General features: G+C 67.8%; 15 protein-coding genes. 5 read left to right on the top strand and 10 right to left on the bottom strand.

Annotated features, from left to right (window positions below; genetic code table 11):
• Both VF536_RS00955 and VF536_RS00950 read right to left on the bottom strand, forming a co-directional pair.
• Positions 1 to 385 (bottom strand): biotin/lipoyl-containing protein (locus tag VF536_RS00955; protein WP_331612896.1); only part of this gene is annotated, 385 nt, incomplete at its 3' end.
• Positions 386 to 500: 115 nt separating this feature from the next.
• Positions 501 to 3,353 carry a 2-oxoglutarate dehydrogenase E1 component gene (locus VF536_RS00950; RefSeq protein ID WP_331612895.1) on the bottom strand — a complete coding sequence of 951 codons (2,853 nt, stop codon included), beginning with the start codon at positions 3,351 to 3,353 and terminating at the stop codon, positions 501 to 503.
• A 354-nt stretch (positions 3,354 to 3,707) separates the two neighbouring features.
• Here VF536_RS00950 and VF536_RS00945 point away from each other — a divergent pair, with 354 nt between their 5' ends.
• Complete coding sequence (locus VF536_RS00945) at positions 3,708 to 4,550, top strand: 2OG-Fe(II) oxygenase family protein (protein ID WP_331612894.1); 843 nt, start codon at positions 3,708 to 3,710, stop codon at positions 4,548 to 4,550.
• Between the two features lie 104 nt (positions 4,551 to 4,654).
• Here VF536_RS00945 and VF536_RS00940 read toward each other — a convergent pair whose 3' ends face one another.
• Positions 4,655 to 5,782 (bottom strand): branched-chain amino acid ABC transporter substrate-binding protein, encoded by a 1,128-nt coding sequence (locus VF536_RS00940; RefSeq protein WP_331612893.1) that lies wholly within the window; start codon positions 5,780 to 5,782, stop codon positions 4,655 to 4,657.
• A 131-nt stretch (positions 5,783 to 5,913) separates the two neighbouring features.
• Here VF536_RS00940 and VF536_RS00935 point away from each other — a divergent pair, with 131 nt between their 5' ends.
• From VF536_RS00935 to VF536_RS00925, 3 genes are all read left to right on the top strand, one after another.
• Positions 5,914 to 6,324 carry a hypothetical protein gene (locus tag VF536_RS00935; protein ID WP_331612892.1) on the top strand — a complete coding sequence of 137 codons (411 nt, stop codon included), beginning with the start codon at positions 5,914 to 5,916 and terminating at the stop codon, positions 6,322 to 6,324.
• Between the two features lie 70 nt (positions 6,325 to 6,394).
• Positions 6,395 to 8,017: an ABC transporter substrate-binding protein gene (locus tag VF536_RS00930; RefSeq protein ID WP_331612891.1), complete on the top strand. Its 1,623-nt coding sequence runs from the start codon at positions 6,395 to 6,397 to the stop codon at positions 8,015 to 8,017.
• A gap of 199 nt (positions 8,018 to 8,216) precedes the next feature.
• Complete coding sequence (locus VF536_RS00925) at positions 8,217 to 9,746, top strand: ABC transporter substrate-binding protein (protein ID WP_331612889.1); 1,530 nt, start codon at positions 8,217 to 8,219, stop codon at positions 9,744 to 9,746.
• On the opposite strand, the gene VF536_RS00920 is transcribed toward VF536_RS00925, so the two are convergent.
• The 6 genes from VF536_RS00920 to VF536_RS00895 all read right to left on the bottom strand — a co-directional run bounded on the left by VF536_RS00920 (position 9,739) and on the right by VF536_RS00895 (position 19,357).
• Positions 9,739 to 12,513, bottom strand: a complete 2,775-nt coding sequence (locus VF536_RS00920) for a 2-oxoglutarate dehydrogenase E1 component (RefSeq protein WP_331612887.1) — start codon at positions 12,511 to 12,513, stop codon at positions 9,739 to 9,741. The genes VF536_RS00925 and VF536_RS00920 overlap by 8 nt on opposite strands.
• A 307-nt stretch (positions 12,514 to 12,820) precedes the next feature.
• Complete coding sequence (locus VF536_RS00915; protein WP_331612886.1) at positions 12,821 to 14,362, bottom strand: methyl-accepting chemotaxis protein; 1,542 nt, start codon at positions 14,360 to 14,362, stop codon at positions 12,821 to 12,823.
• Between the two features lie 395 nt (positions 14,363 to 14,757).
• On the bottom strand, positions 14,758 to 15,711 hold the full coding sequence (locus VF536_RS00910) for a nitronate monooxygenase family protein (RefSeq protein ID WP_331612885.1): 954 nt from the start codon (positions 15,709 to 15,711) through the stop codon (positions 14,758 to 14,760).
• 38 nt (positions 15,712 to 15,749) lie between these two features.
• Positions 15,750 to 17,543 (bottom strand): acyl-CoA dehydrogenase, encoded by a 1,794-nt coding sequence (locus VF536_RS00905; protein WP_331612884.1) that lies wholly within the window; start codon positions 17,541 to 17,543, stop codon positions 15,750 to 15,752.
• Between the two features lie 100 nt (positions 17,544 to 17,643).
• Positions 17,644 to 18,573: an electron transfer flavoprotein subunit alpha/FixB family protein gene (locus tag VF536_RS00900; protein WP_331612883.1), complete on the bottom strand. Its 930-nt coding sequence runs from the start codon at positions 18,571 to 18,573 to the stop codon at positions 17,644 to 17,646.
• Between the two features lie 28 nt (positions 18,574 to 18,601).
• Positions 18,602 to 19,357, bottom strand: coding sequence for an electron transfer flavoprotein subunit beta/FixA family protein (locus VF536_RS00895; RefSeq protein WP_088403557.1), 756 nt, complete (start codon positions 19,355 to 19,357; stop codon positions 18,602 to 18,604).
• Positions 19,358 to 19,640: 283 nt separating this feature from the next.
• Between VF536_RS00895 and murI the strand changes: the two genes are divergently transcribed.
• Complete coding sequence (gene murI, locus VF536_RS00890; RefSeq protein WP_331612882.1) at positions 19,641 to 20,510, top strand: glutamate racemase; 870 nt, start codon at positions 19,641 to 19,643, stop codon at positions 20,508 to 20,510.
• Positions 20,511 to 20,530: 20 nt separating this feature from the next.
• Here murI and VF536_RS00885 read toward each other — a convergent pair whose 3' ends face one another.
• On the bottom strand, positions 20,531 to 21,823 hold the full coding sequence (locus VF536_RS00885; RefSeq protein WP_331612881.1) for an MFS transporter: 1,293 nt from the start codon (positions 21,821 to 21,823) through the stop codon (positions 20,531 to 20,533).
• Between the last annotated feature and the right edge of the window lie 169 nt (positions 21,824 to 21,992).

Genomic DNA, 21,992 nt, shown 5'->3' with positions numbered 1-21,992 from the left:
GGTTGTTGTCGGCCATGATCTTCGCGGCGGCGGGCATCGCGACGCCGGCCTTGCTGTCCGACGAGGCGGCAGCGGCGGCCGGTGCGGGAGCAGCGGCGGCGGGAGCCGGAGCGGCAGCGGCCGGAGCGGCGGCGCCGGCCTTGCCTTCGGAGTCGATCTTGGCGATGACCTGATCCGACGTGACGGTACCGCCGTCGCCGACGACCAGCTCGGCCAGCACGCCGGCGGACGGCGCCGGCACTTCGAGCACGACCTTGTCGGTCTCGATCTCGATCAGGATCTCATCGATGGCCACGGCGTCGCCGGGCTTCTTCTTCCACGTGAGCAGGGTCGCTTCGGCGACCGATTCGGACAGCTGGGGGACTTTGACTTCAACGATTGCCATGATGTTTTTTCTCTCGGTTTTTCAGTAAACCGGAGCCTTGCGCCTGCCGGTCGCCGGGGAGCGTGTGCCCGTCCCCGGCGCCGGTGTCATTGCGGCGCGCGGCGTCCGCAATGACTCACTTGGTCAGCACGAAACCCTTCAGTTTCCCGAAGGCCTGCTCCAGCAGCGCCTTCTGCTGTTCCTGGTGCAGGTGGGCGTAGCCGACGGCCGGCGAGGCCGAGGCGGGACGGCCCGCGTAGCCGAGCTTCTGGCCGTCGGCCATGTTCTCGTGGATGTAGTGCTGCACGAAGAACCAGGCGCCCTGGTTCTGCGGCTCGTCCTGGCACCACACGATCTCGGCCAGGTTGGGGTACTTCTTCAGCTCGGCCGCGAACGCCTTGTGCGGGAACGGGTACAGCTGTTCCACGCGGATGATCGCAACGTCCTTCTTGTCGCCGCGGGCCTTGATCAGGTCGTAGGCCACCTTGCCGGAGCAGGCGATCACGCGCTTGACCTTGCTGGCGTCGATCTCGGTGCTCGTCTCGCCGATGACGGTGCGGAACTCACCCTTGGTGAATTCGCTGACCGGCGAGGTGGCGTCCTTGGCGCGCAGCAGCGACTTGGGCGTCAGGATGACCAGCGGCTTGCGGAACATGCGCAGCATCTGGCGACGCAGCAGATGGAAGATCTGCGACGCGCTCGTCGGCTGGACGATCTGCATGTTGTTGTCGGCGGCCAGCTGCATGAAGCGCTCCAGGCGGGCCGAGCTGTGCTCGGGGCCCTGGCCTTCGTAGCCGTGCGGCAGCATCAGCGTCAGGCCGTTGGAGCGGCCCCACTTCACTTCGCCCGAGGCGATGAACTGGTCGATCACGACCTGCGCGCCGTTCACGAAGTCGCCGAACTGCGCTTCCCAGATGGTCAGCGTGTGCGGGTCGGCGGCGGCGTAGCCGTATTCGAAGCCCAGCACCGCCTCTTCCGACAGGATCGAGTCGATCACGACGAACGGGGCCTGGCCTTCCGCGACGTTCTGCAGCGGGATGTAGATGCCTTCGTCGAAGCGTTCGCGGTTCTGGTCGTGCAGCACCGCGTGGCGGTGGGTGAACGTGCCGCGGCCGCAGTCTTCGCCGGACAGGCGGATCGGGTAGCCCGAGGCCACCAGCGAGGCGAAGGCCATGTGCTCGCCCATGCCCCAGTCGACGTTGACGTCGCCGCGACCCATGGCCGCGCGGTCGGCGATGACCTTCTCCACCAGCGTGTGGGCCTTGAAGCCGCCCGGCAGCGTCGTGACCTTCTCGGCCAGGCGCTTCCACTCGGCCACCGGCAGTGCGGTGTCGCAGCTGTCGGTCCACTTCTTGCCGAGGAACGGGGTCCAGTCGGTCGCGTACTTGCTCTTGAAGTTGGTCAGCACCGGGTCGACGGTGTGACGGCCTTCGTCCATCGCGGCGCGGAAGGCCTTGACCATGCCGTCCGGACCTTCGGCGTCCAGCACGCCCTGGGCCACCAGCTTGTCGCCGTACAGGCGGCGGGTGCCGGGGTGCTTGGCGATGGTCTTGTACATCAGCGGCTGCGTCAGCGCGGGCGTGTCCTGCTCGTTGTGGCCCAGCTTGCGGAAGCAGACGATGTCGACGACGACGTCCTTCTTGAACTGCTGGCGGTACTCCAGCGCCAGCTGCGTGCACAGCACGACCGCTTCCGGATCGTCGCCGTTCACGTGCAGCACCGGGGCCTCGATCATCTTGACGACGTCGGAGCAGTACAGCGTCGAGCGCGTGTCGCGCGGGTCGCTGGTGGTGAAGCCGATCTGGTTGTTGATGACGATGTGGACGGTGCCGCCGGTGTAGTAGCCGCGCGTCTGCGCCAGCGCCAGCGTCTCCATCACGACGCCCTGGCCGGCGAAGGCCGCGTCGCCGTGCACCAGCACGGGCAGCACCTGCTCGCCGGTCTTGTCGCCGCGGCGGTCCATGCGCGCCTTGACCGAGCCCTCGACGACCGGGTTCACGATCTCCAGGTGCGACGGGTTGAAGGCCAGGCTCAGGTGGACGGGGCCGCCGGGGGTGGTCACGTCGCTGGAGAAGCCCTGGTGGTACTTCACGTCGCCGGACGGCAGGTCTTCAGGGGCGGTGTGGTCGAACTCGGCGAACAGGTCCTTGGGCATCTTGCCCAGGGTGTTGACCAGCACGTTCAGGCGGCCGCGGTGGGCCATGCCGATCACGATCTCCTGGACGCCGCGCACGCCGGCGCACTTCACCAGCTCGTCCATCGAGACGATGAAGCTCTCGCCGCCTTCCAGCGAGAAACGCTTCTGGCCGACGTACTTCGTGTGCAGGTAGCGCTCCAGGCCTTCGGCGGCCGTCAGGCGCTCCAGGATCTGCTGCTTCTTCTCGGCCGTGTAGGTCGGCTTGCTGCGGATCGCCTCCAGGCGCTCCTGCCACCAGCGCTTCTCGGTCGGCTCGGTGACATGCATGAACTCGGCGCCGACGGAGCCGCAGTAGGTGTCACGCAAGGCCTGCACGATCTCGCGCAGGGTCATGCGCTCGGCCTTGGTGAAATAGGTGTTGGTCGCGCTGAAGGTCCGATCCATGTCGGCTTCGGTGAGGCCGTAGGACGAGGGCTCCAGTTCCGCGATCTTGGCGCGTTCGGTGCGCTTCAGGGGGTCCAGGTCGGCCCAGCGCGAGCCCAGCGTGCGGTACGCGGCGATCAGCGACTGGACGTGCACCTGCTTGCCGGCCACTTCGAGCTCGGCGGAGGACACCTTGTTGTTGAGCGCGTTGGCCTTGGCGCGTTGCGCGAAGGACTCGACGACGGGGGCGTGGGGCACATCCCGCTTGTCGCTGCCGTCCACCGCCGGGACGTGCTGCAGCGCGTCGAAGTAGGCGCGCCAGTTGTCGGGCACGGCGCCCGGGTTGTCGAGGTACTGCTCGTACATCTCCTCGACGTAGGGAGCATTGCCCCCGAACAGGTAGGAGTTCGAGCTGTATTGCTGCATCATCTTTCGCTCACCTCTGCCCCGGCTTCCGGAGCTATCGGCTGGTTATGAACCTTCCGCGACACGGCTTGACCGGTTGGCGGATTGCGACCCGCCTTTGCTGTTGCCAGAAAAGGGGTACGGGAAGGACCTGAAGTCACAAGCGCAGGACTGTAGCACCACGCCGGAACCCGTGTTGTTGCGGGTTCGCCCACTTCTTGTGCGTCCTGTCCATGACAAGGATCAAGCGCCCGCGGGCTCACGAGCTCCTCACGGCTCACAAACGTTTGCGAGGCAGCAACTCCACGCAGTAGACTGCGGCTTGGCGTACCGCCCCGAGATTGAATGGCGGACTGCCCGGGACACAGGAGATCCCACATGCAAGTTCGAGTCGTCGACTACCGCGCCGCGGATGCGGCCGAGCAATTCACCCGCTCCCTGCACGAGACAGGCTTCGGGGTGCTGGTGAACCACCCCCTGCCCCAGGAACTGGTCGAGAAGATCTACGCCGACTGGCTCGGCTACTTCAACGGGACCGAGAAGCACGAGCTGGCCTTCTCCAAGGAGATGCAGGACGGCTACTTCTCCACCGAGATCTCGGAGACCGCCAAGGGCCACACGCAGAAGGACATCAAGGAGTACTTCCACCTCTACCCGTGGGGAAGGATGCCGGCATCGCTGAAGGACGACGCGATGCGCTACTACGGCATCGCCAACGACCTGGCGGCGGAGCTGCTGTCGTGGGTGGAGAAGCACACCCCGGCCGACATCGCGAAGAACTATCGCGAGCCGCTGTCCAACATGATCAAGGACAGCCGGCACACCTTGCTGCGCGTGCTGCGGTATCCGCCGCTGACCGGCAACGAGCCGGCGGGCTCGCTGCGCGCGGCGGCGCACGGCGACATCAACCTGCTGACCATCCTGCCGGCGGCCAACGAGCCCGGCCTGCAGGTCCAGGGCAAGGACGGCGAATGGGTGGATGTGCCGGGCGACTTCGGCATGCTGATCATCAACATCGGCGACATGCTGCAGGAAGCGTCGCAGGGCTACTACCCGTCGACGCAGCACCGCGTGGTCAACCCGACCGGCGAAGGCGCGAAGAAGAGTCGCGTCTCGCTGCCGTTGTTCCTGCATCCGCGCGAGGACGTGGTCCTGTCGGATCGCTATACCGCGCACGAGTACCTGGAAGAGCGGCTGCGGGAACTGGGCGTCAAGACCTGACACCAAGAGCGCCGCTACGCAAGGCCCCTTCCCTCCCGGGAACGGGGCCTTTCTCATTTCGGGGGCGGCGATCTCTCGGGCGTGCGCTCAGTCGCCCCCGGGTTTTAGAGGCTCTTCAACGGCACGACGTCCTTGCCCTTGAGCGTGAACACCGTGACGGCGGACGACTTCAGGTCGTGCTTGTCGTCGTAGGCGTACTCCCCGGCCACGCCGGCGTAGCTCGACTTCGCCAGATGTTCGCCGACCTTCTTCGGATCGGTCGACTGCGTCGCCTCGATCGCGCCGGCCAGCAGATACGCGCCGTCATAGAACGACGCCGCGTAAGTCAGCGGATCGCGCTTGAACTCGGCCTTGTACTTGTCCAGGAACTGCTTGCCCTTGGCGCTGCGGTCGATCAGCGCGCCGCCCTGCGTGCAGTACGCGTTCAGGTCGTTCGCGATCTGCGACAGCGTGGCGGTCTCCGACGAGCAGATGCCGTCGCCGCCCAGCAGCGGCACCGTGATGCCGAGGCCGCGCATCTGGCGCAGCATCGGACCGCCCTGCGCCGAGTAGCCGCCATAGAACACGGCGTCCGGCTTGGCGGCCTTCACGGCGGTCAGGATGCTGCTGAAGTCCGTGGCCTTGTCGTTGGTGAATTCCTTGGACACGACCTTGATGCCGAGCTTGGTCGCCTGCGCGGTGAACTCCTGCGCGACGCCCTGGCCGTAGGCGGTGCGGTCGTCGATGACGGCGACCGTCTTCACCTTCAGGTCCTGCGCCGCGTAGACGGCCATCTTCGCGCCGAGCTGGTTGTCGGTCGCGCCGATGCGGAACAGGTTGGACTGGTTGGGCTGCTGCGTGATGCGCGGATTGGAGGCCACGGTCAGCACGATCACGCCGCCGTCGGAGAACACGCGCGAGGCCGGCATGGTCACGCCCGAGTTGTAGGGACCGAGCACGAACCTGATCTTCTTGTCGACCAGCGCCTGCGCGACCTGCACGCCCTGGCGCGGATCGGCCACGTCGTCGTTGACGTCGAGCTCGAACACCACCGGCTTGCCGCCGACCTTCACGCCCTTGGCATTGAGCTCCTTGATGGCGAGCGCCGCACCGTCGCGGTTGTCGATGCCGTAGCCGGCCTGCGGGCCGGTGACCGGGCTCATGAAGCCGATGCGGATGCGTTCCTGCGCGTGGGCGCCCAGCGCGGCGAAGCCGGCGGCGAGCACCAGCAGTTTCAGAGAGAACTTCTTCATATGTCTTCCTCGGTAAGGTCCTCCCCGGTAAGGGAGAGGTCGAGTCTACGTAATGACGCCGTGAAGCGGCTGCGGCGCGGCGAGGAAGGACGCCCGTGAAAGAGGCGACGCGCGCCCGTCTACAGTGCGCCATGTCCTCCCGAACAGGCAGCGTCATCTGGATCCGTCCGGAGGCGCCACCCAAACCCGCCGTCGGCGCGCCGTGCAACGGCTGCGGCGTGTGCTGCCTCGCCGAGCCCTGCCCGCTCGGCATGCTGGTCAGCCTGAAGCGCGAAGGCACCTGCCGCGCGCTGCAGTGGTCCGAGGACGAGCGGCAGTACCGGTGCGGCATGCTGGTGCATCCCACGCGCTATGTTGGGTTGCGAACATTCAAGCCGGAAGGCCTCGTCAATCGGTTGATCCGCCGCTACGCGCAACGCATGATCGCCGCGGGCATCGGCTGCGATGCGGACATCGAGCCGATGACCCCGCCCGCCTCGCCGGCTTCCGACGCGCCATCTCCACCGGCTCCGACATCGCCGCCATCCCCGGAGAAGCGCTAAGCAACGCCTGCCCCCGCCGGGCATAGCATGGGCCGAGCATCGCCTCATCAGGCTTCATCGGAGTCCGCCCATGTCCCGCATCCAGACGTCCCGCCTTCCGACAGCGTCCCGCTTCGTCCGCGCCCGCATGGCGCTTTCCTTGGCACTCGCGTTCGGCGCGATGGCCGCCGCGTCTGGCGCGCAGGCCGTGGCGCTGCGCTGGGCCGCGCAGAACGACGTGCTGACGCTGGACCCGCACTCGCAGGACCACACCACCACCAGCGCCATCCTGCAGCACGCCTACGAGGGCCTGACCCGCTACAACGAGCAGTGGGAAGTCGAGCCCTGCCTGGCCACGAAGTGGACGCAGATCAGCCCGACGCAGGTCCGCTTCGAGCTGCGCAAGGGCGTGAAGTTCCACGACGGCTCGCCCTTCACCGCGGACGACGTGATCTTCAGCTTCGACCGCATCCGCCAGCCGCAGGGCACGATGCAGATCTACGTCACCGGCATCAAGGAGATCAGGAAGATCGACGACTTCACCGTCGACCTGATCCTCGACTCGCCGCAGCCCATCCTGCTGCGCAACCTCGTCGACTTCCGGATCATGAGCAAGGTCTGGGCGGAGAAGAACAAGGCGACGCAGATGGCCGATTACAAGGCCAAGGACGAGAACTACGCCAGCCGCCACGTCGACGGCACCGGCCCCTACGAGATCACGTCCTGGCAGCCCGACCAGAAGATCTCGATGACGATCAACAAGGGCTGGTGGGACAAGAACAAGGGCAACATCACCGAGGTCAGCTACATCCCGATCAAGTCGGATCCGACGCGCGTCGCGGCGCTCACCTCGGGCGACGTGGACCTGCTGACGGAAGTACCGACGCAGGACGTCGCCGCGGTGAAGGCCGACGCGAAGCTCAAGTCGATCGAGGGCCCCGAGACCCGCACCATCTTCTTCGCGATGGACCTGGGCAGCGACGAACTGCGCGGCGCCTCGGTGAAGGGCAAGAACCCGTTCAAGGACATCCGCGTGCGGGAAGCGCTCTCCATCGCCATCGACCGCGAAGCCATCAAGCGCAGCATCATGCGCGGCATGTCCGTGCCGGCCTCGCTGATGGTCCCGCCCGGCGTCAACGGCTACGACGCCGCGCTGGACAAGCCCGCCAAGCCCGACCTGGTCCGCGCGAAGAAACTGCTCGCCGACGCCGGCTACCCGAACGGCTTCGAGCTGCCGCTGAACTGCCCCAACAACCGCTACGTCAACGACGAGAAGGTCTGCCTGGCCGTCGTCTCCATGTGGAGCAAGATCGGCGTCACCGCGCGGCTGACCGCGCAGCCGATGTCGCAGCACAGCCAGCTGTTCCAGCGCTTCGAGGCGCCGCTGTACATGCTGGGCTGGGGCGTGTCGACGATGGACGCGCTCTACTCGCTTCAGGCGCTGGCCCGCACCCGCAGCGGCGGCGCGGACGGCAGCTTCAACTTCTCCAAGGTCAGCGATCCGGCGCTCGACAAGCTGATCGACGCCGCCAAGAGCGAGATCGACATCCCCAAGCGCAACGCCCTGCTGCGCGACGCCCTGGTGCGCACGCGCGACCAGTACCTCTTCATCCCCTTGCACCATCAGGTGCGGCCGTGGGCGATGCGCGCCAACCTGCAGACGCTGCACCGCTCCAACGACCGGCCGGAAGCGCGATTCACGACCATCAAGTGACCGCACCCCGGGCAATCCCGTAGACGCGTCGGCCCCTGGGGGCCGGCGCCGGCGGCTAGCATCCAGGCGACTTCACGTTTGCTTAACGACGTTGCCAAGGGAGCTACCGCTCATGTCGAGGAATCACTCCGGGTCGATCCGATCCGCTCGTACCGCCCGTTCCGCTCTGACCGCCCTGTGCGTCGCCGCCCTCGCGGCGATGGCCGGGACCGCCCACGCCGCCCCGCTGCGCTGGGCCGCCCAGAACGACGTGCTGACGCTGGATCCGCACTCGCAGAACCACAGCACCACGAATGCGATCGCGCAGCACGCCTATGAAGGCCTGACGCGCTACGACCGCCAGTACCAGGTCGAGCCTTCGCTGGCCACCAAGTGGACGCAGATCAGCCCGACGCAGGTCCGCTTCGAACTGCGCAAGGGCGTGAAGTTCCACGACGGCTCGCCGTTCACCGCGGACGACGTGGTGTTCTCGTTCCAGCGCATCAAGCAGCCCGTGGGCACGATGCATCCGTTCGTGGCCGGCGTCACCGAGGTCAGGAAGGTCGACAGCCACACCATCGACGTGATTCTGGCCGCGCCCAACCCGATCCTGCTGCGCCAGTTCGTCGACTTCCGCATCATGAGCAAGACCTGGGCGGACAAGAACAAGGCGACCAACCTGCCGGACTTCAAGGCCAAGGAAGAGACCTTCGCCACGCGCAACGCCAACGGCACCGGGCCGTACCGGATCACCAACTGGCAACCGGACCAGCGCATCACCATGGTCCAGAACAAGGAGTGGTGGGACGCGAAGAACGCGACCAACGTCGACGAGGTCATCTACACGCCGATCAAGTCGGATCCGACGCGCGTCGCGGCGCTGCTGTCGGGCGACGTGGACCTGCTGTCCGACATCCCGACGCAGGACGTGGGCCGGCTGAAGGCCGATCCGAAGCTCAGCGTCGCGGAAGGCAGCGAGACCCGCACGATCTTCATCGGCATGGACCAGGGCAGCGAGCAGCTCAAGGGCAGCAGCGTGACCGGCAAGAACCCGTTCAAGGACAAGCGGGTACGCGAAGCGCTGTCGCTGGCCATCGACCGCGAGGCGATCAAGCGTGCGACGATGCGCGGCCTGTCGGTGCCGGCCGGCATCATGGTGGCGCCGGGCGTGAACGGCAATGCGCCCGACATCGACGTCCCGACCAAGGTCGACGCCGAACGCGCGAAGAAGCTGCTGGCCGAGGCCGGCTACCCGAACGGCTTCGACGTGCCGATGAACTGCCCCAACAACCGCTACGTCAACGACGAGGAGATCTGCCTCGCCGTGGTGTCGATGTGGAGCAAGGTCGGCATCAAGGCGCGGCTGCAGACCGAGTCGTTCAGCACCTTCAGCCCGAAGCTGCAGGCCTTCGAGTACCCGCTGTTCCTGTACGGCTGGGGCGTGCCGACGTATGACGCGCTGTACACGATGCAGTCGCTGGCGCGTACGCGCGCGGGCGGCGCGGACGGCAGCGGGAACTACTTCCGCCTGAGCGACGCGAAACTGGACCAGATCATCGACGCGGCGAAGGTCGAAGGCGATGTGGCCAAGCGCAACGCGCTGCTGAAGGAAGGCCTCGTGCGCATCCGCGACGAGGTCTTCTTCATCCCGCTGCACCATCAGGTGCGCCCGTGGGCGATGAAGAAGAGCGTCACGACGCCGCACCGCTCGGACGATCGGCCGGAAGCGCGGTTCACGACGATCAAGTGAGGAAGGCCCGGCGGACCAGTTCCGCCTGCTGCCACCGGTGGATCACCGGCGAAGCGGTGGCGCCCGCCGCGGTCACGGCGCGGGAGACCTCGCGCAGACGGGCTCCGGCGGGCAGGAGCCCGTCGAGCTCATCGCGGACGAAGTGCCACGGCCCCTGGTTGCGCGTCTCTTCCTGCGTCCACACGATCTCTTCGACGAGCGGGTAGCGTTGCAGCACCGCCGCCAGCGCCTCGCGCGGGAACGGGTAGAGCTGCTCGACACGCACCAGCGCCGTCGCGCCGGCCATCGGATCGGCGAGCGAGCCGGCCATCGCCTGACGCGCGCTCAGCAGGTCGTAGTGCACCTTGCCGCTGCTCAGCACGACGCGCCGCACCGCGCCGGCCTGCGTCCCGTCGACGGTGTCGTCGTCCAGTACCGGCTCGAAACCGCTGGCCGCCAGCACGCCGACCGGCGTGTAACTGCGCGGCTCCCCCAGCAGCACCGCCTTGGGCGTCATCACGATCAACGGCTTGCGCACCGGGTCGAGCGCCTGGCGTTGCAGCAGCGCCGCGTACTGACCGGACGTCGACGGCATCGCTACCCGCAGGTTGTCCGCGCCGCACAGCTGCAGGAGGCGCGCGAGGAAACCGTTCGAGTGCTCCGGTCCCACGCCTTCATAGCCGTGCGGCAGCAGCACGGTCAGCGCGGACGTGTCGCCCCACTTCTCCTCGCCGGAGCTGAGGTACTGGTCGAGGTAGACCTGCGCGCCGTTGACGAAGTCGCCGAACTGCGCCTCCCACACGGTCATCACGTCGCGCGACTGAACGCTGTGCCCGTACTCGAAACCGAGCACCGCCTCTTCGGCCAGCAGCGAATTGACGACCTCCAGCCGCGCGCCTTCGGAGGCGAAACGCGACAACGGCGTCCACGTCGAAGGTCCACCGATTCGAGGATCGCCGCGCTTCTCTCCCTCACCTGCGACCGACAGGCCACCTGTATCGACCTCCCGTCCCTGGTGATGCCACACCGCGTGTCGATGCAGGAAGGTGCCGCGCTGCACGTCCAGGCCGGAGATCCGCACCCCCACGCCCGCGCGCAGGACCTGCGCCCAGGCGAGCGTCTCCGCCGTGCACCAGTCGGCGGGACGGCGGGCGTCGTCGGCCATCCCCCGCCACCGGCTGGCCTGGTCGCGCAGCAGCGCGTGGGGATCGAACCCTTCCGGCAGCTGCGCCAGCGCTTCCAGGACATCGTGCAGATCGCCGATGGGCGCGCGCTTCTCGAGCGTGGACATCAACATCGCGTCGTCAGCGATCGGCGCAGCGCTGTCGAGCGGCTGCGTCGGGTCGAAGGCATCGACCTCCGCGGCGATGGCCGCGCTCTCGTCATCGCGAAGGCGCTGCTCCGTCGTCAAACGTTCCGCGTACAGCGCGGTCACGCCCGCCTTCGCCGGCATGCGCCGGTACAGCGCCGGACTGGTGAGCTGCGGCACGTCGTGCTCCGAGTGGCCCAGGCGCCGGTAACCGACCAGATCGATCACGACGTCGGTGCCGAAGCGGGCGCGGTAGTCGACCGCAAGCCGCGCCGCGCGCAGCACCGCCTCCGGATCGTCGGCATGCACGCGCAGCACCGGCGCATCCACGCCGCGCGTCGCATCGGTGCAATAGCGCGCCGAGGTCGCGTCCATCGGATTCGGCTCGGTGAAACCCAGCTGGTTGTTGATGACGACGTGGATCACGCCGCCCACCTCGTAACCCGGCTTCAGGCCGAGCGCCAGCGTCTCCATCACCACGCCCTGCCCCGCGAAGGCGGCGTCGCCGTGCATCACGACCGCCATGCACCGCTCCGGCCGCTCGCCCGCCGCGGACCGCGCAGCGCGCGCCATGCCGACGACCACCGGGTAGACGCTCTGCAGGTGCGAGGGGTTGCTCGCCAGGCGCAGGCGCACCGCGCCGTGCGCGGTCTGCACGCGCGACGTGCCGCCCAGGTGGTAGACGAGGTCGCGCTGCCGCTCCGGATGCGCCGGCGCGGGTTCGAAGTAGTCGATCAGCGCGTCGACGGGATGCCCCATCAGATTGGCCAGCACATTCACGCGGCCGCGATGCGGCATACCCATCAGCACCTGATCGACGCCCTGCGCCACCGCCGCCTCCAGCAGGGTGTCGAGCAGGGGCAGCAGCGCCTCGTTGCCCTCCAGCGAGAAGCGCTTGCCGTGCGGGAAGCGCTTCGCCAGATGACGCTCCCAGCCTTCAACACGCGCCAATCGACGCAGCAGCGCGCGTGCCGCATCGGTGGACAGCGGCGCGTCGTCCGCTTCGAAACGAGCGCTCCACCACGCGCGGCGGGACTCGTCGCGCACGGCGCTCAGGTCGAGCGTCAAGGATCCGCAGTAGAGCGCGCTCAACCGACGGTGCAGCGCTCCCGCGTCGGCGACGCCGAGCACGGTGGCGCCGTCATCGGTCACCGAGTCTTCGGCGGCCAGACCGAAGCGCAGGAGATGGAACGCGTCGACGTCTTCGACGACGTCGCTGCCGAAGCCGGCGCGTCGCACCGGGTCGGCACCCGACACGCCGGGCGGATCACCCAGCGGATCGAGCCGCGCGTGGCGATGGCCGTGTCGACGGAACGCGTCGATGAGCGCGGCGATGCCGGGCCGCAGGCGCGGTGAATCGGACGATGAGAAAGACGGTGATGCGGCTGACGGTGCGATCGCCTCCGACGGATCGGTGTCGCGATCGAAACGGCAGCGGAGCGCCCAGGCGTGGCGCCCGAACGAGGTGTTCACGGACATGTCGACTCCCTTGACGTTGACTGACGCGGCTCGGATGAGCCCTGCTCGTCACGCCTCGCGGGCGACCCCATGGCGCTCTGCGGCACCTGTGCCGATCCCTCGCGGCCTTCGCAGGCCGGCGATCGATCGACGGTCGGATCCTCCCGGGCTGCGCGACCTCCGGCTCTGCGGCCGGTCCTGTCTCCAGTCCCCTCCAACCTGAGCGACGGCGCGCGGCCGCCGCTCGCGGATTCAAGACGCGATCACCGCGCCTTCATGCGTCGCGCGCGCATCGCGTCCTCATGGCGCGAAGGCGCGCACGGCGTCCTCATAGCGCGAAGGCACGGACCGCATCGTTGAGCTGGTGCGCCTGCTCCTGCAGCGCACGCGCCGCGGCGGTGCTCTGCTCGACCATCGAGGCGTTCTTCTGCGTCGAGTCGTCCATCTGCACCACCGCCGCGTTGACCTGCTCGATGCCCGCGCTCTGCTCGCGGCTGGAGGCGCTGATCTCGGTCACGATGTGACTCACGTGCCGGATGCTGCCCACGACCTGCTGCATCGTCTGGCCGGCCTGCTCGACCATGCGGCCGCCGGCCTCGACCTGCGACACCGAGTCGTCGATGAGCCGCTTGATCTCCTTGGCCGCCGTCGCGCTACGCTGCGCCAGGCTGCGCACCTCCGACGCCACGACCGCGAAGCCGCGGCCCTGCTCGCCGGCGCGCGCCGCCTCGACCGCCGCGTTGAGCGCGAGGATGTTGGTCTGGAACGCGATGCCGTCGATGACACCGATGATCTCGACGATGCGACGCGACGCCGCCGAGATGGAGCTCATCGTCTGCACGACCTGGCCCACCACCTCGCCGCCCTGCGTCGCGATGCCCGACGCCGACGACGCGGAGCGGTCGGCCTCGCCGGCGTTGTCCGCGCTCATGCGCACCGACGCCGTCAGCTGCTCCATCGCCGAGGCCGTCTCCTCCAGCGCCGCGGCCTGCTGCTCTGTGCGAGCCGCCAGGTCCTGGTTGCCCTGCGCCACCTCCTGCGCCGCGTTGGCGATGGTGTCCGCGCCGGTGCGGACCTCGGTCACGATGCGGTGCAGGTTCTCGACCATGTTCTGCAGCGCGGACATCAGCCGCGCCACCTCGTCCTTGCCGTTGGCGCGGATGCGGTAGGTCAGGTCGCCGGCGGCGACGCGCTCGGCCAGCTCGATGGCGCCTTCGATCGGCTGAGTGATCGAACGCGTGATGAAGAACGCGGTCGCCACGCCCATCAGCAGCGCCAGCGCCGACGCCACGATCATGTCGAGCTTGGCGCCCTGCGAGCGCTCGTTGGCCTCGGCCACGTCCGCGGCCATGCGGGCGGCCTGGAAGTCGACCATCTTGTCGATCAGCGCGTAGTAGCGCGCCTGCGGTCCGGCCAACTGGTCCTGATAGATCGCCATCGCGCCGTCGCGGTCGCCCGCGGCCAGCAGGTCGAAGATCTTGCGCACCAGCGCGCCGTACTCCTTGCGCGCCGTCGACTGCTCGGCGAAGAGGGCCTTGCTCTCGTCGTCGGCCAGCATCTTCTCGAGCCGGGCGAGGTTGTCCGAGTTGGTCTGCCGGATCCCCGCGTACTCGTCCATGTACTTCTTGGTCGCCTCGGGCGTCGCCGCCAGCAGCAGCCGGCCGATGGTGATCGCACCGCGGTCCCCCACGCTCTTGACCTGGGTGGTCAGCGCGATCAGCGCGTAGCGGTCCTCGACCACCCGCCCCATCGTCGCGTTGACCCCGTCGATCACGCGAATCCCCACCCCGAGGATGACCAGCAGCAGCACGAAGACGACCGCGAATGCCGCGGCAAGACGTGACCCGATCCGGACGTCGGCCAATTTCATTTGTTTGCTCTCCCTGACGACGAAATGTCCGCTCATGAAACCACCGCTTACATTTCAGGTCTATCGAGTTCAGCAATGCGAAAGTAGCAATCACCTTGTGAAATCGTCGAGCCGTGAAGTTTTCAACGGATCCAGGCGCCGACCGGCCTCAGAGGCGGTCGATTGGCAGCTCGATGGGGTCGTCAATCGCGCAGAACGGGCGATGTGCAGCGCTTGCCCACCCCCTGGTGAGGGGGCATTCCCCGCCAGATCGTGAACGGACGCACAACCGGACGGAGTACGGCGGGGGATACGCGAAATGGAAGAGGGAAACGGAGAACGGGAAAAGGCAGAAACGACAACGCCCCGCTAGGCGGGGCGTCGAGGGGGTGAAGCGGCGTGTGCCGCCCGTGTCGTCAGGCCAGCGCGAGGCGCTCCCGCGCCGCCTGGTATTCGCGGCCGAAGCGCGCCACCAGTTCACCGGCAGGCAGCACCTCGCGGACCGCGCCGATGCCCTGGCCGCTGCCCCAGACATCCTTCCACGCCTTGGCCCCATTCCCGCCGAAGTTCATCTTCGTCGGATCGCTCTCGGGCAGGTTCTCCGGATCCAGGCCCGCCTTGACGATGGAGCCCTTCAGGTAGTTGCCGTGCACGCCGGTGAACAGGTTGCTGTAGACGATGTCGTCGCTGTTGCTCTCGACGATCATCTGCTTGTAGTCGTCGGACGCGCGCGCTTCCTCGGTCGCGATGAAGGCCGAGCCGATGTACGCAAGGTCCGCGCCCATCGCCCGCGCCGCAAGGATCGCGTCGCCGCTGGCCATGGCGCCCGACAGCGCCAGCGGGCCGTCGAACCACTCGCGGATCTCCGGGATCAGCGCGAAGGGGCTCTTCACGCCGGCATGGCCGCCCGCCCCCGCAGCGACGGCGATCAGGCCGTCGGCGCCCTTCTCGATCGCCTTCTTCGCGAACTTGTTGTTGATGATGTCGTGCAGCACGATGCCACCCCAGCCGTGCACCGCGGCGTTGACGTCCTCGCGCGCGCCCAGCGAGGTGATCACGATGGGCACCTTGTACTTGGCGCAGACCTGCATGTCGTGCTCGAGCCGGTCGTTGCTTTTGTGGACGATCTGGTTGATCGCGTACGGCGCCGCCGGCTTCTCCGGATGGTCCCGGTTCCACGCCGCGAGCGTCTCGGTGATCTCGGCGAGCCAGTCGTCGAGCAGCTCGGCCGGACGGGCGTTGAGCGACGGCATCGAGCCGACGATGCCGGCCTTGCATTGCGCGATCACCAGCTTGGGATTGCTGATGATGAACAGCGGCGAGCCGATGACCGGCAGACGCAGCTTGTTGAACAGCGGGGGAAGTGCCACCTCGTGTCTCCTCTTGGATGAATCCGGATACAGCGGGATCAGAACGCGTCGATGGGCAGGGCCATCACGCTGTCCGCGCCGTTGACGACCGCGTCGCGCTGCGCGGCGCAGCGGGGCAGGATGTGCTCGGCGTAGAAGCGCGCGGTGACGATCTTGGCGTCCATGAAGGCGACGTCCTCGCCGGTCGCCTTCAGCTCCTGTGCGGCCAGCAGCGAGCGCGCCAGTTGCCAGCCCGCCATCAGGTTGCCGCCCACCATCAGGTAGGGCACCGAACCGGCGAAGGCCGCATTCGGCTTGGCCTTGCCGTTGGCCGCGATGAAATCGACGACCTCGACGAAGGCCGCGCGTGCCGCTGCCAGCTGCGTGCGCACCGCCAGCGCGTCGGCGCTGCCGTTGGCGGCCAGCGCGCCTTCGGTCTCCTCGACCTGCGCCGCGACACTGCGCGCGAACGCGCCGCCGTCGCGCACCGTCTTGCGGCCGACCAGGTCGTTGGCCTGGATGGCCGTCGTGCCTTCGTAGATCGGCAGGATGCGCGCGTCGCGGTAGTACTGCGCCGCGCCGGTCTCCTCGATGAAGCCCATGCCGCCGTGCACCTGCACACCCAGCGAGGCGACCTCCAGGCTCATCTCGGTGCTGTAGCCCTTCACCAGCGGCACCATGAACTCGTAGAAGGCCTGCGCCTGCTGGCGGGTCTCGGCGTCCTCGTGGTGGTGGGCCATGTCGTAGGCCGCGGCGGCGTCGATCGCCATCGCGCGGCAGCCTTCGACCAGCGCGCGCTGCGTCATCAGCATGCGACGCACGTCGGGGTGCTGGATGATCGCCGCGGCGTCCTTCGACGAGCCGTCGACCGGACGCGACTGCACGCGGTCCTTCGCGTACTCGACCGCCTTCTGGTAGGCCCGGTCCGCCACCGCGATGCCCTGCACGCCGACGCCGAAGCGGGCCGCATTCATCATGATGAACATGTACTCGAGGCCGCGGTTCTCTTCGCCGATCAGCGTGCCGATGGCGCCGCCGTGATCGCCGAACTGGAGCACCGCCGTCGGGCTCGCCTTGATGCCGAGCTTGTGCTCGATGGACACGCAGTGCGCGTCGTTGCGCGCGCCCAGCGAGCCGTCGGCGTTCACCAGGAACTTGGACACCAGGAACAGGCTGATGCCCTTCACGCCTTCCGGCGCGCCCGGCACCCGTGCGAGGACGAGGTGGACGATGTTGTCCGCCATGTCGTGCTCGCCCCAGGTGATGAAGATCTTGGTGCCGAAGACCTTGTAGGTGCCGTCGCCCTGCGGCTCCGCGCGCGTACGCACCATCGCCAGGTCCGAGCCGGCCTGCGGCTCGGTCAGGTTCATCGTGCCGGTCCACTCGCCGGAGATCAGCTTGGGGATGAAGGTCTGCTTCTGCTCTTCAGAGCCGGCGACCAGCAAGGCCTCGATCGCGCCGTCGGTCAGCAGCGGGCACAACGCGAAGCTGACGTTGGCCGCCTGCACGATCTCGCCGCAGGCCGCGCCGATCGTCTTGGGCAAGGCCTGACCCCCATAGGCCTCCGGATGCTGCAACCCCTGCCAGCCGCCCTCGGCGTACTGCTTGAACGCCGCCTTGAAGCCGGGCGTTGCGAAGACTTCGCCGTTCTTCCAGTACGAGGGGTTCCTGTCGCCTTCGACGTTCAGCGGCGCGATCACGTCCTCGTTCAGCTTGGCCGATTCCTCGAGCACCGCCTGTGCGGTGTCCAGGCCGTGGTCGGCGAACGCGGGGATCTGCTCGGCCAGCGTCTGCAGGCCGGCCAGGGCCTGCATGTCGAACAGCATGTCCTTGATCGGGGCGCGGTAGGTCATGGGGGTTGTCTCCGGATGAAAAAAGGGCGCCGCGCGTCGTCGGCGGGCGCCCTTGGTCTTGTCTGCGACGGTCTTCGCCGTCGCGTTTCTCAGCGATCGATCAGAGGGCCTTCACCAGTTCGGGCACGGCCACGAACAGGTCGGCTTCCAGGCCGTAGTCGGCCACCGAGAAGATCGGCGCTTCCGGATCCTTGTTGATCGCGACGATCACCTTGGAGTCCTTCATGCCGGCCAGATGCTGGATCGCGCCGGAGATGCCGGCGGCGATGTACAGCTGCGGCGCGACGATCTTGCCGGTCTGGCCGACCTGCCAGTCGTTGGGCGCGTAACCCGCGTCCACGGCGGCGCGCGAAGCACCCAGCGCGGCGTTCAGCTTGTCGGCCAGAGGAGTCAGCACTTCATTGAACTTGTCGCTGCTGCCCAGCGCGCGGCCGCCCGACACGATGATCTTGGCGGCGGTCAGTTCGGGACGATCGCTCTTCGTGACCTCACGACCGACGAAGCTGCTCTTGCCGCTGTCGGCGACGCCGGACAGCGATTCGACAGCAGCGCTGCCGCCTTCGGCCGCGGAGTCGAAACCGGTCGTGCGCACGGTGATCACCTTGACGGCATCGGTCGACTGCACGGTCGCGATCGCGTTGCCGGCGTAGATCGGACGCTCGAAGGTGTCGGGGCCGACGACCTTGGTGATGTCGCTCACCTGGCCGACGTCCAGCAGCGCGGCGACGCGCGGCGCGACGTTCTTGCCGGCGGCGGTGGCCGGGAACAGCAGGTGCGAGTAGTCCTTGGCGATGGCGATCACCTGGGCGGCGACGTTCTCGGCCAGGCCGTCGGCGAACTGCGCGCCGTCGGCGTGCAGGACCTTGGCGACGCCCGAGATCTTCGCGGCGGCCTGCGCGGCGGCGCCGGCGTTCGAGCCGACGACCAGCACGTGCACGTCGCCGCCGATGGCGGCGGCGGCGGTGACGACGTGGTGCGTGGCGCCCTTGAGCGAGGCGTTGTCGTGTTCAGCGATGACGAGGATGGTCATGTCTTATCTCCGGATCTTGTTCTGGGGCTCAGATGACCTTGGCCTCGGTCTTCAGCTTCGTCACGAGGGTCGCGACGTCCGGCACCTTGATGCCGGCGCTGCGCTTGGGCGGCTCTGCGACCGACAGCGTCTTGATGCGCGGCGACACGTCCACGCCCAGGTCGGCGGGCTTGACCACGTCGAGCTGCTTCTTCTTCGCCTTCATGATGTTGGGCAGCGTCACGTAACGCGGCTCGTTCAGGCGCAGGTCGGTCGTCACGACCGCGGGCAGCGTCAGGCTGACCGTCTCCAGGCCGCCGTCGACTTCACGCGTCACGTTGACCTTGCCGTCGGCGACTTCCACCTTCGACGCGAAAGTGCCTTGCGGCAGGCCGGTCAGCGCGGCCAGCATCTGGCCGGTCTGGTTGCAATCGTCGTCGATGGCCTGCTTGCCCAGGATCACCAGCTGCGGCTGCTCCTTGTCGACCAGCGCCTTCAGCAGCTTGGCCACGGCCAGCGGCTGCAGTTCGAGGTCGGCGGGGGTCTCGACCAGGATCGCGCGGTCGGCGCCGATGGCCATCGCGGTGCGCAGGGTTTCCTGGCACTGCGTGACGCCGCAGGAGACGGCGATCACCTCGGTGACCACGCCCTTCTCCTTCAGGCGGACGGCTTCCTCGACGGCGATCTCGTCGAAGGGGTTCATGGACATCTTCACGTTGGCGATGTCCACGCCGGTCCCGTCACTCTTGACGCGCACCTTGACGTTGTAATCGACGACTCGTTTGACGGGGACCAATACCTTCATCGAAGCACTCCAAGCGGATTGACGTTAACGTTAATCAGATTCTATGGGAGCCCCGGGGCGCTCCCGTGTCTCCCAGCCGTCATGCACCCCTGCTCCCGTCCCGGGCATCCCGGAAATCCGCGAGCGTCTCCTCGGCGCTGGCTCGAAAATAAAACGAACGATCGTTCTATTCTAGCCATAGCGCCGCGGCTGCCAAGCGGTTCACGGCAGGAATGAGGGATTCCTCTAGACTGCGCTCCCGACACACCGCTTCGCCCCTCCTCACGATCACGCCGCGAGTCCCGTGCCTGCCCTGCCCCCTCCCTCCAGCGCTCCCCAGAACTCCCCCGCGAGTGAGCTCGCAAGCCCCCCGGACCTCCGCCCTCGCGTCCCTTGCATCGGGGTCTTCGATTCCGGCGTCGGCGGGCTGACCGTGCTGAAGGCGCTGCGCGAGCAGTTGCCCGAGGTGCCGCTGCATTACGTCGCGGACACGGCGCATGCGCCGTATGGAGACCGCAGCAGCGAGTACATCGTCGAGCGCAGCGTGCGCGTGGCCGAGCGCCTGCGCGAGGTCGGCGCGCGCATGGCGGTGGTGGCCTGCAACACCGCGACGGCGCACGCCGTGCAGGCCATGCGCGAACGCTGGCCGGACTGGCCGGTCGTGGGCATCGAGCCGGGCGTGAAGCCGGCCGTGGCCGCGACGCGCAATGGCCGCATCGGCGTGATGGCAACGACGGCAACGATCGCGAGTCGACGTTTCGAGCAGCTCGTCGCGGCCCACGCGAGCGACGTCGAGCTGATTAGCCAACCCTGCCCCGGACTGGTCACGCTGATCGAGCGAGGCGATTTGCGCAGCGCCGAACTCGGCGATCTGATCGAACGCTTCTGCGCGCCGCTGCGGCAGCGCGACGTCGACACGGTGCTGCTGGGCTGCACCCACTATCCGCTGGTGCAGGCGCGCATCCAGGCCGCGCTCGGCGACGGCGTGCAGTTGCTCAACATCGAGGACGCCGTGGCGCGTCAAGCCCGGCGCGTGTGGGAGAGCCTCGGCCCGGTCGCTTCAGGGCCTGCGGCGATCGTGCTCGAAAGCACGGGCGACCCCGCACCGTTGCAGCATCTGGCGCGTGAGGCGCTCCGCTGGCGCGACGTCACGGCGACACGCCTCACGACCTGAGCGTCGCGCTCGGCGCGAACTCAGATCAACGCTCGCGCGAGACCTCGCGTCATGTCGACGCGTCTCAGCAGCCAGTAGCCCAGAACGAAGAAGACGCCGGTCGCGAGGATGGCGAGCCGATGGTTGCCCGCCGTCAGCACCGTGACCGCGCCGTAGGTCAGCGGACCGATGATCGCGGCGAGACGCGTGGCGAAGGTCCACAGGCCGAAGAACTCGGCCAGGCGATCGTGGGGCGCGAGCGCCCCCGCCAGCGCACGGCCGCAGGACTGGCTGGAGCCCATGCACAGCCCCGCGATCACCGCGGCGATCCAGAACAGCCAGGCGCTCGTCGCCAGGAAGGCCAGCAGCGTCATGACCATCCAGCCCACCAGCGTCATCGCGAGCGCGGGCTGGTGGCCGATGCGGTCCTCGTAGTACCCGAACAGGAACGCGCCGACAGCGGAGGCGATGTTCACGAGGAACACCAGCGTCATCGTCTGTGCTTGCGAGAAGCCGAGCGCCTGTTCGGCGTAGACGGCCGCGAGCGCGATGACGACGGCGATCCCGGCCTGATAGCTGGTCCCGCAGGCCAGCAGGCGCAGGAAATCGGGGTACGCGCGGGCACGCTGCCAGGAAGTCCACAGCTGGGAAAGACCTGACCCCATGCGCGCGGCGCGGCGCGTGGCGCAGGGATCGGCGCGCTCGCGCAGCAACAGGAAGGTCGGCAACGCGGCGAGCAGGTACAGGCCGGCGGTGATCAGCATCGTGACGGGCACAAAGTGATCGGCAGAGTCGCCGCGCGCCTGCGCGCTCAGCACGTAGCCCAGGCATAGACCGAGCGCGAGCATCCCGCCCAGATAACCAAAGGCCCAACCCCAACCCGACACGCGCCCGAGCGCATCGCGCCGCGCGAGCTCCGGCAGGAACGCCGCGATCAGCGATTCGCCGTACGAGAAGAAGACGTTGGAGAGGATGACGGCCGTGGCCGCCCACCACAACTGATCGGCACCGAACACCGCCAGCGCGGCGGTCGACAGCACGCAACCGAGCGTGCAGATGCCGAGCAGCTTCTTCTTCGCCCCGTGCGCATCGGCCCAGGCGCCCAGGCCCGGCATCGTCACCATCACGAGGAAGCTGGACACGGCGATCAGCACAGTCCAGAGCAGCGTCGCCGACGGCTGGCCCTTGGCGATGACGCCGACGAAGTAGGCGTTGTAGACGGCAGTGAGGACGACGGTGGTGTAGCCCGAGTTGGCGAAGTCGTACATCGACCAGCCGAAGACTTCGCGCTTGCGAACGCCCGGGTTCAACAGTTCCTGCACAAACATGCCCATGCGCTGCGGTCTCTGGAAGCCGATCGCGTGGTGCCTCGAACGGGCACACAAACCACCATATGAATCAATTAGTTATGCACTCACGTGCGGGATTTGTGCGGGAAGATTCTGCTCGCACAAGGGACCACACCGCGCGCCGCGACAAGCGTTTCCCGGCACTTTAGCCCAC

The organism is Roseateles sp. (assembly GCF_036486225.1).
In the GTDB taxonomy this organism is placed as follows: domain Bacteria; phylum Pseudomonadota; class Gammaproteobacteria; order Burkholderiales; family Burkholderiaceae_C; genus Roseateles.
This window is presented reverse-complemented; position numbering and strand designations above follow the sequence as displayed.

Bases quoted from the DNA above. Each gene is read 5' to 3' on its own strand.
- VF536_RS00950 (WP_331612895.1), bottom strand. From the start codon at position 3,353: ATGATGCAGCAATACAGCTCGAACTCCTACCTGTTCGGGGGCAATGCT.
- VF536_RS00945 (WP_331612894.1), top strand. From the start codon at position 3,708: ATGCAAGTTCGAGTCGTCGACTACCGCGCCGCGGATGCGGCCGAGCAA.
- VF536_RS00940 (WP_331612893.1), bottom strand. From the start codon at position 5,782: ATGAAGAAGTTCTCTCTGAAACTGCTGGTGCTCGCCGCCGGCTTCGCC.
- VF536_RS00935 (WP_331612892.1), top strand. From the start codon at position 5,914: ATGTCCTCCCGAACAGGCAGCGTCATCTGGATCCGTCCGGAGGCGCCA.
- VF536_RS00930 (WP_331612891.1), top strand. From the start codon at position 6,395: ATGTCCCGCATCCAGACGTCCCGCCTTCCGACAGCGTCCCGCTTCGTC.
- VF536_RS00925 (WP_331612889.1), top strand. From the start codon at position 8,217: ATGGCCGGGACCGCCCACGCCGCCCCGCTGCGCTGGGCCGCCCAGAAC.
- VF536_RS00920 (WP_331612887.1), bottom strand. From the start codon at position 12,513: ATGTCCGTGAACACCTCGTTCGGGCGCCACGCCTGGGCGCTCCGCTGC.
- VF536_RS00915 (WP_331612886.1), bottom strand. From the start codon at position 14,362: ATGAAATTGGCCGACGTCCGGATCGGGTCACGTCTTGCCGCGGCATTC.
- VF536_RS00905 (WP_331612884.1), bottom strand. From the start codon at position 17,543: ATGACCTACCGCGCCCCGATCAAGGACATGCTGTTCGACATGCAGGCC.
- VF536_RS00900 (WP_331612883.1), bottom strand. From the start codon at position 18,573: ATGACCATCCTCGTCATCGCTGAACACGACAACGCCTCGCTCAAGGGC.
- VF536_RS00895 (WP_088403557.1), bottom strand. From the start codon at position 19,357: ATGAAGGTATTGGTCCCCGTCAAACGAGTCGTCGATTACAACGTCAAG.
- VF536_RS00885 (WP_331612881.1), bottom strand. From the start codon at position 21,823: ATGGGCATGTTTGTGCAGGAACTGTTGAACCCGGGCGTTCGCAAGCGC.